Below are 8,928 nucleotides of genomic sequence, written 5' to 3'. Positions count from 1 at the left end.
GTACATGGCGCCGGCGAAGACGCCGGTGTTGCTGCCGCGCAGGGTGGCCGGGTCGAATCCGGCGCTCTCGAAGGTCTCCCACGCGGTCTCCAGCAGCAGGCGCTGCTGCGGGTCGGTGGCGGTGGCCTCGCGCGGCGAGATGCCGAAGAACTCCCGGTCGAACCGGTCGGCGTCGTGCAGGAAGCCGCCCTCGCGGGTGTACGAGGTGCCGGCGTGCTCGGGGTCGGGGTGGTAGAGCTCGTCGAGGTTCCAGCCGCGGTTGACGGGGAACTCCGACACGGCGTCGACGCCGTCGGCGACCAGCCGCCACAGGTCCTCGGGCGAGCGCACCCCGCCCGGGTAGCGGCAGGCCATGCCGACGATCGCGATCGGCTCGTCGGCCCGTCCGGCCCGCACGGCCCGTACGGCGGTGGCCTGGGAGGAGCCGGCCACCTGCTCGAAGAGGTGCCCGGCCAGGGCGGCCGGGGACGGCTGGTCGAAGACCACGGTGGCGGACAGCCGCAGTCCGGTGGCGGCGTTCAGCCGGTTGCGCAGTTCGACGCCGGCGAGCGAGTCGAACCCGAGCTGCTTGAAGGACTGTTCGGGGTCGACGGCGGTGGCGTCGGCGTGTCCGAGGACGGCGGCGGCCACGCCGCGCACCTGCTCCAGGACGGCGGCCCGCCGCTTCTCCTCGGGCAGCGCCGCGATCTCCTGGGCCCAGGTGGATCCGCCGTCGGCCGCGCTGCGGGCGGCGGCGCGGCGCGGCCGGGTGCGGACCAGGGCGCGCAGCACGGCGGGCGGCTGGCCATCGGCGGAGCGCAGGGCGGCCAGGTCGAGCGCTACCGGTACGGCCAGTGGCGCCCTGGCGGCCAGGGCGGCATCGAACAGGGCGAGGCCCTGCTCGGGGGTGAGCGGGGCGAAGCCGGCCCTGCTCCAGCGCGCGAGGTCGGCCTCGCCGAGGGTGGCGCCCATGCCGTGGGTGCCGTCCCACAGGCCCCAGGCCAGCGAGGTGGCGGCGAGGCCGGCGGCGGCGCGGTGCGCGGCGAGCGCGTCCAGGTAGGTGTTGGCGGCCGCGTAGTTGGCCTGTCCGGCGGTCCCGGTGAGGCCGGAGACGGAGGAGAACAGGACGAAGGCCGTGAGGTTCTGATGCTTCGTCAGCTCGTGGAGGTGCCAGGCGGCGTCGACCTTGGGCCGGAGCACGGCGTCGAGCTGCTCGGTGGTGAGCGCGGCGACGGTGGCGTCGTCGAGGACGCCGGCGGTGTGCACGACGGCGGTCAGCGGGTGCTCGGCCGGGATCCCGGCCAGGACGGCGGCCAGTGCCTCGCGGTCGGCGGCGTCGGCGGCGGCCACGGCCACCTCCGCGCCGAGGGCGGCGAGTTCGGCGATCAGGTCGTCCGCGCCGGGGGTGGCGGGGCCGCGGCGGCTGGTGAGCAGCAGTCGGCGCACACCGTGGTCGGCGACCAGGTGCCGGGCGAGCAGCGCACCGAGACCGCCGACGCCGCCGGTGATCAGCACCGTGCCGGCCGGGTCGAACGCGGGTGTGGAGGAGGCCTCGACACGCTCCGCCCGGACGATCCGCGGTGCGTACAACCGGCCGTCGCGGACGGCCAGTTGGGGTTCACCGCTGGACAGGGCGGCGGGCAGCAGGCCGGTGGCGGCCGGGTCGTCGAGGTCCACCAGCAGCACCCGGCCCGGGTGTTCGGACTGGACGGCGCGGAACAGGCCCCAGAGCGGGGCGCTGGTCAGGTCGGTGACGTCCTCACCGGGCCGGGCGGCGATCGCACCGCCGGTCACCAGGACGAGCCGGGTGTCGGCGAACCGCTCCTCGGCCAGCCACTGCTGGACGGCGGCCAGGGCCCGGCGGGCGGCGGCGTGCGCGGCCTGCGGGGTGTGCTCACCGGCGTGCCGGTGGGTGAACACGACCACGTCGGCCTCGCCGACGCCGGACAGGTCGCCGTCGACCGCCTCCGCCCAGCGCAGTCGCTCGGGCGCGGCCGCCGTCTCGACGGCCTGCCAGTCCAGGGTGTGCAGCGCCTCGGCCGGTCCGTCCTGGGCGGCGGGGGCGAGCCGGTCCTTGGCCACCGGGCGCAGCGTCAGCTGCTCGATCCCGGCGACCGGCGCGCCGGTCCGGTCGGCCAGGGTGAGCGCGAAGGTGTCGGGGCCGGCCGGCGAGATCCGCACCCGCAGCGCGGTGGCGCCGGAGGCGTACAGGGCGGCGCCGCTCAGGGCGAACGGCAGCCGGATCAGCTCGGGCGAGGCCGGGTCGGCGGCTTCGAGCACCAGCGGGTGCAGGACGGCGTCGAGCAGCGCGGGGTGGAGGCCGAAGCGTTCGGCGCCGTCCTGCTGTTCGGCGGGCAGGGCGACCTCGGCGAGCAGGTCCCCGCCGTCCCGCCAGAGCCGGGTGAGCCCCTGGAAGGCCGGGCCGTACTCGTAGCCGAGCCCGGCGAGCCGGGTGTAGACGTCGGTCAGCGGTACGGGGGTGGCGCCGGACGGCGGCCAGGCGGTCAGCGCCTCCGGGGTGCCGGCGGGGGCGGGGGCGAGGGTGCCGGAGGCGTGCCTGGTCCAGGGCCGGGCCTCGCCGTCGCCGTGCTCCGACGGGGAGCCGTGCTCCGGCCGGGAGTGGACGGTGAGCGGGCGGCGGCCCGCCGGGTCGGCGCCGCCGACGGTGACCTGGATCCGGACGGACCGCTGCCCGGCCAGCGGCAGCGGCGCCTCCAGGGTGAGGTCCGCGACCTGTCCGGCGCCGACGAGATCGCCTGCGGCGACGGCCAGTTCGAGGAAGGCGGTGGCGGGCACCAGGACGTTGCCGGTGATGGCGTGGTCGGCCAGCCAGGGGTGGGTGCTCGGCGAGATCCGGGCGGTGAGCACGGTGTCCTCGCGGTCGGCGAGCTGGAGCGCGCCGCCGAGCAGCGGGTGGGCGGCCGGGTCGAGGCCGAGGCTGCGGGCGTCGGTGCGGGCCTCGGGCAGCAGCCAGTAGTGCTCGCGCTGGAACGGGTAGGTGGGCAGGTCGGTGCGGACGGCGCCGGGGAAGAACCCGGCCGCGTCCAGTGGCGCACCGGCCGCGTGGGCGGCGGCCAGGCCCGCCGCGAGGGTCTCGGCCTCGGGCCGGCCGGCCCGCAGCAGGGCGACGGCCGTCACCTCCTGCTCGGGCAGCGAGCCGCGCGCCATCGCGGTGAGCACCGCGTCGGGGCCGACCTCGACGAACACCCCGGCACCCTCGGCTGCGAGGGTGCGCACGGCGTCCAGGAAGCGGACGGCCTCGCGGATCTGCCGGGTCCAGTAGTCGGGCGAGCAGAGTTCCTCGGCGGTGGCGAGCCGGCCGGTCAGGGTGGAGACGATCGGCACGGAGGGCCGGTGGAAGGTCAGTTCGGCGGCGACGGCGCGGAACTCGTCGAGGATCCCGTCCATGTGCGGGGAGTGGAAGGCGTGGCTGACCTGCAATCGCCGGGTCCGCCGGCCCTTCGCCCGCCAGGCGTCGGCGAGTTCGACGGCCCGCTCCTCGTCGCCGGAGACGACCACCGACGTGGGGCCGTTGACGGCGGCGACGGCCACGGCCGACTCGTGGCCGGCCAGCGAGCGGAGGATCTCCTCCTCCTCGCCCTCGATCGCGATCATCGCGCCGCCGGCGCGCGCCGACTGCATCAGCCGGCCCCGGGCGGCGACCAGCCTGGCGGCGTCCCCGAGCGAGAGCACGCCCGCGACGTGGGCGGCGGCCAGCTCACCGATCGAGTGCCCGGCCAGCAGGTCCGGGGTCAGACCGTGGTGTTCGAGGAGGCGGTGCAGGGCGACCTCGACCGCGAACAGCGCGGGCTGGGTGTAGCGGGTCTCGTGCAGCAGCTCGGCGTCCGGGCTGCCCTCGGGGGCGAAGACCACCTCGGCGAGCGGCCGCTCCAGGTGGGCGTCCAGCGCCTCGAAGACGGTGTCCAGGGCGGCCGCGAAGACCTCGCTGCTCTCGTACAACTCACGGCCCATGCCCAGTCGTTGGGTGCCCTGGCCGGTGAAGAGGAAGGCGGTGCGGCCGGGCCGGGCGGCGTTGCCGAGGGCCAGGTTCGGGGCGTCGGCGCCCCGGGCGAGGGCGTCCAGGCCGGCCAGGAACTCCTCACGGGTGCGGCCGAGCACCACGGCCCGCCGCTCGAAGGCCGTCCGGGTGGTGGCCAGCGAGCGGCCGAGGTCGGCGGTCGACCGCGCGGGGTCGGCGGCGAACGCGTGCAGTTCCTCGGCCCGGGCGCGCAGCGCCCGCTCGTCGCGGGCGGACAGCACCCACGGGGCGGGCAGTCCGGCCGTCGGGTCCTGCGGTGCGATCCCCCCGGCCTGCTCGGGCTCCTCGGCCTGCTCGATGACGACGTGCGCGTTGGTGCCGCTGATGCCGAACGCGGAGACCGCGGCCCGGCGCGGACGCCCGGTGCTCGGCCAGGGGCGCGCCTCGGTGAGCAGCTCGGCCGAGCCCGCGGACCAGTCCACGTGCGAGGTCGGCTCGTCGATGTGCAGGGTCTTCGGCAGCGAGCCGTACCGGATCGCCTGCACCATCTTGATCACGCCGCCGACGCCCGCCGCGGCCTGGGTGTGTCCGAGGTTGGACTTCAGCGAGCCCAGCAGCACCGGCTCGCCGTCCTGGCGGTCCTGGCCGTAGGTGGCGAGGATCGCCTCGGCCTCGATCGGGTCGCCGAGCCTGGTGCCGGTGCCGTGCGCCTCGACGGCGTCGATCTCGGCCGGGCCGAGCCGGGCGTCGGCGAGCGCCTGGCGGATGACCCGCTGCTGGGACGGCCCGTTGGGGGCGGTCAGTCCGTTGGAGGCGCCGTCCTGGTTGACGGCGGTGCCGCGCACCACCGCGAGGACGGGGTGCCCGTTGCGGCGGGCGTCGGAGAGCCGCTCGACGACCAGCAGGCCGACGCCCTCGCCCCAGGCGGTGCCGTCGGCGCCGGCCGCGAACGGCTTGATCCGGGCGTCCGGCGCGAGGCCGCGCTGGCGGGAGAACTCGACGAACATGCCGGGCCCCGACATCACGGTGACGCCGCCGGCCAGCGCGATCGTCGACTCCCCGCGCCGCAGCGACTGCACCGCCAGGTGCAGGGCGACCAGCGAGGAGGAGCAGGCGGTGTCCACCGTGACGGCCGGGCCGATCAGTCCCAGCTGGTAGGCGATCCGGCCGGACATCACGCTGCTGGTGCTACCGGTCAGCAGGTTGCCCTCGACGCTCTCGGGGGCGTCGTGCATCCGGGGCCCGTAGTCGAGCGCGGTGGCGCCCACGAAGACGCCGGTGCGGCTGCCGCGCAGCTGCTCCGGGTCGAGGCCGGCCCGCTCGACCGCCTCCCAGGCGGTCTCCAGCAGCAGTCGCTGCTGCGGGTCCATCGCGAGGGCCTCGCGCGGGGAGATGCCGAAGAAGCCGGCGTCGAACTCGCCCGCCCGGTGCAGGAATCCGCCCTCGCGGACGTAGCTGCGGCCGGTGCGGCCCGGGTCCGGGTCGTGGAGGTCGGCGTCCCAGCCGCGGTCGGTCGGGAAGCCGGAGACGGCGTCGCGGCCCTCGGTGAGCAGCCGCCAGAGGTCCTCGGGCGAGGCGACCTCGCCGGGGTAGCGGCAGGCCATGCCGACGATCGCGATCGGCTCCTCGTCGAGCGTCGTGGGCGCCGGCCCCTGCGGGTCGGCGGCCGCGGCCGCGCCGGTCAGTTCGGCCTGGAGGTACTCGGCCAGCGCGGCCGGCGTCGGGTGGTCGAAGAGCAGGCCGCTGGGCAGCCGCAGCCCGGTGGCGGTGGACAGCGCGCCGCGCAGCTCCACGGCCATCAGCGAGTCGAAGCCGAGGTCCCGGAACGGGGTGCGCGGCTCGACCCGCCGGCTCGCGCCGTACTCCAGCACGGCGGCGATGTGGGCGTCGACCAGCTCGGTCACCGCCCTGGCCCGCTCGGCGGCCGACAGCGTGACGAGGTGCTCGCCGAGCTCGCCCCGGCCGGTCGGCGGCTCCGGCGTCGGCGCCGCGGCAGGCGCCGCGGCGGGAGCGGCGGCCGGGACGGCGGTCGTCGGCTGCGCCCGCCGGGCGCGGTCCAGGCCGGCCGGCCAGTACTGCTCGCGCTGGAACGCGTACGTGGGCAGGTCGGTGCGCCGGGCCCCGCTGCCCCGGTAGAGCGCGGTCCAGTCGACGGCCGCGCCGCGGACGAACAGGGTGGCCAGCGCGGTGACGGCGGTCAGCGGCTCGTCCCGGCCGGCGCGCAGCGCGGGGACGGCCAGGGCCGCCCGCTGGTCCAGCACGGAGTCGGCGACCATCCCGGAGCAGACCCCGTCCGGGCCGAGCTCCAGGTAGGTGGTGACCCCGTCGGCCTCCAACGACCGTACGGCGTCCAGGAACCGGACCGGGCGGCGGACCTGCTCGACCCAGTACTCGGGCGAGCACAGCTCCTCGGCCGAGGCCGGCCGGCCGGTGACGGTGGAGACGATCGGGATGGCCGGCGGGTTGAAGGCGAGCCCGGCGGCGACCTCGCGGAACTCCGCCAGCATCGGCTCCATCAGCGGCGAGTGGAAGGCGTGGCTGACCGTCAGCCGCTTGGTCCGCCGCCCCCGCTCGCGCAGGGCCTCGGCGAGGGCCAGGACGGCGGCCTCGGCTCCGGCGACCACCACGGAGGTCGGTCCGTTGACCGCCGCGACGGCGACCCCGTCCGGCAGCAACTCCGCCAGTTCGGCCTCGGTGGCCTGGACGGCGGCCATCGCGCCGCCGGCCGGCAGGGCCTGCATCAGCCGGCCGCGGGCGGCGACCAGGGTCGCGGCGTCCCGCAGCGAGAGCACCCCGGCGACGTGGGCGGCGGCCAGCTCGCCGATCGAGTGCCCGGCCAGCACGTCGGGGCGCACGCCCCAGTGCTCGTAGAGCCGGAACAGCGCGACCTCGACGGCGAACAGCGCGGGCTGGGTGTACCCGGTCAGGTCGAGGCCCTCGCCCGAGGCGATCAGCTCGGCGAGCGGGCGGTCCAGCAGCCGGTCCAGCTCGCCGGCCACCTCGTCGAAGGCGGCCGCGAACACGGGGAAGGCCCGGTGCAACTCCAGGCCCATGCCGAGGCGTTGGGCACCCTGGCCGGTGAACACCAGGGCGGTGCGCCCGGGTTGCGCCGAGCCGGTGACCACGCCGGGCGCGGGCCGGCCCTCGGCCAGCGCGGCCAGGCCGTCCAGCGGGGCGCCGGGCCCGGCGGCGAGCGCCACGGCGCGGTGCTCGAAGACGGTACGGGTGGTCACCAGGGACCAGCCCGCGTCCACCGGGTCCAGGCCCCCGGCGGCGGCCCGCAGCCGCTCGGCCTGGCCGCGCAGGCCGGCCGGCTCCCGGCCGGAGAGCACCCAGGGCAGCACCGCGGGCGCGGTGGCGGAGTCGGCCGGGTCGGCGGAGTCGGCGGATCCGGCCGGGGCCTCGGAGAGCACCAGGTGGCAGTTGGTGCCGCCCATGCCGAAGGAGCTGACCCCGGCGACCAGCGGCCGCTCCGGACGCGGCCATTCGGTCAGCTCGCGCTGCACGGCCAGGCCGAGCCGCTCCAGCGGGATGCGCGGGTTGGGGGTCTCGAAGTTGAGGCTGGCGGGCAGCCGCCGGTTCGTCAGGCTGAGCACCACCTTGAGCAGGCCGACGATGCCCGCCGCGCCCTCCAGGTGGCCCACGTTGGTCTTGGCCGAGCCGACCATCAGTCGCTCCGCCCCGCCCCGGCGGGTGCCGAGCGCGGCGCCGAGGGCGGCGGCCTCGATCGGGTCGCCGACGGCGGTGCCGGTGCCGTGCAGTTCAACGTACTGGACGGCCGAGGGCTCGATCCCGGCCCGCTGGTAGGCCTGGCGGAGCACCTGCTCCTGGGCGCGCTCGCTGGGGACGGTCAGGCCCTCGGTGGCGCCGTCGTTGTTCACCGCGCTGCCGCGGATCACCCCGTGCACGCGGTCGCCGTCGGCCAGCGCCCGGCTGAGCGGCTTGAGCACCACGACGCCGGCGCCCTCCCCGCGGACGAAGCCGTTGGCCCGCTCGTCGAAGGTGTAGCTGCGCCCGTCCGGCGAGAGGCCGCCGAACCGCTCGGCGGTCACCGCGCCCTCGGCGGTCAGGTTGAGGTTCACACCGGCCGCGACGGCCAGCGCGGACTCACCGCTGCGCAGGCTCTCGCAGGCGAGGTGGACGGCGACCAGCGAGGAGGACTGCGCGGCGTCGACGGTCAGGCTCGGCCCCTGCAATCCCAGGAAGTAGGAGACCCGGTTGGCGATGACGCCCCGGTTGACCCCGGTGATGGTGTGCTGGGTGATCGCCTCCGCGCCGCCGCCCTGGACCAGGCCGGAGAACTCGTCGCGGGTGGTGCCGACGAACACCGCGGTGGGGCTGCCGGTCAGCTCCGCCGGTACGACCCCGGCGTCCTCCAGCGCCTCCCAGGCGAGTTCGAGCACCAGGCGCTGCTGAGGGTCCGTCATGGCGGCCTCACGCGGCGAGATTCCGAAGAACCCGGCGTCGAACTCGCCGACCCGGTCGAGGAATCCACCCCAGCCACTGCCCTCGCCCGGTGCCGGCCAGCGGTCCTCCGGCACCCTGGTGATGGCACTCGTCCCGCCGCGCAGCAGATCCCAGAACTCCGCCGGGCTCGCCGCCATCGGCAGCCGGCAGGACATTCCGATGATCGCGATCGGTTCGTCCCGGGCCTCGGCCCGACCGGTGACCCCATGCTCGCGCTCGCTCGCCATCACGCTCGACTGCCCCTTCACAGGTGATTCCCAACGGCCAATGAATTCCGACGCCGGCATCGAATGGGTGAATCGCCATCCAGCGCCCCGGAACGGCGGCCCGACAGGCACCGGCCGATCGTATGACCGGTCCGCACGAGTACGGCCCAGCGCCCAGTCACGGGGCGGTAACCGGGGAATTTCGACCACCGGATGGCCACCCTGTTACCCGGCGGTGAGCAGCCGGTGGGGAGCATTCCCGTAGCTTCTGAAAGGGCGTTACCATTCCCGCCCGAA

1 protein-coding gene is annotated in these 8,928 nt (G+C 76.3%); it reads right to left on the bottom strand.

The annotated features are described in order from the left end of the window. A partial coding sequence (locus RZ50_RS20885; protein ID WP_217680682.1) for a type I polyketide synthase occupies positions 1-8,652 on the bottom strand: 8,652 nt, incomplete at its 3' end. Positions 8,653-8,928 lie beyond the last annotated feature (276 nt).

Source organism: Kitasatospora sp. SUK 42 (assembly GCF_015776785.2).
GTDB lineage: Bacteria > Actinomycetota > Actinomycetes > Streptomycetales > Streptomycetaceae > Kitasatospora.
The sequence above is the reverse complement of the archived record's forward strand: the minus strand, read 5'-3'. Positions and strand labels throughout refer to the sequence as shown.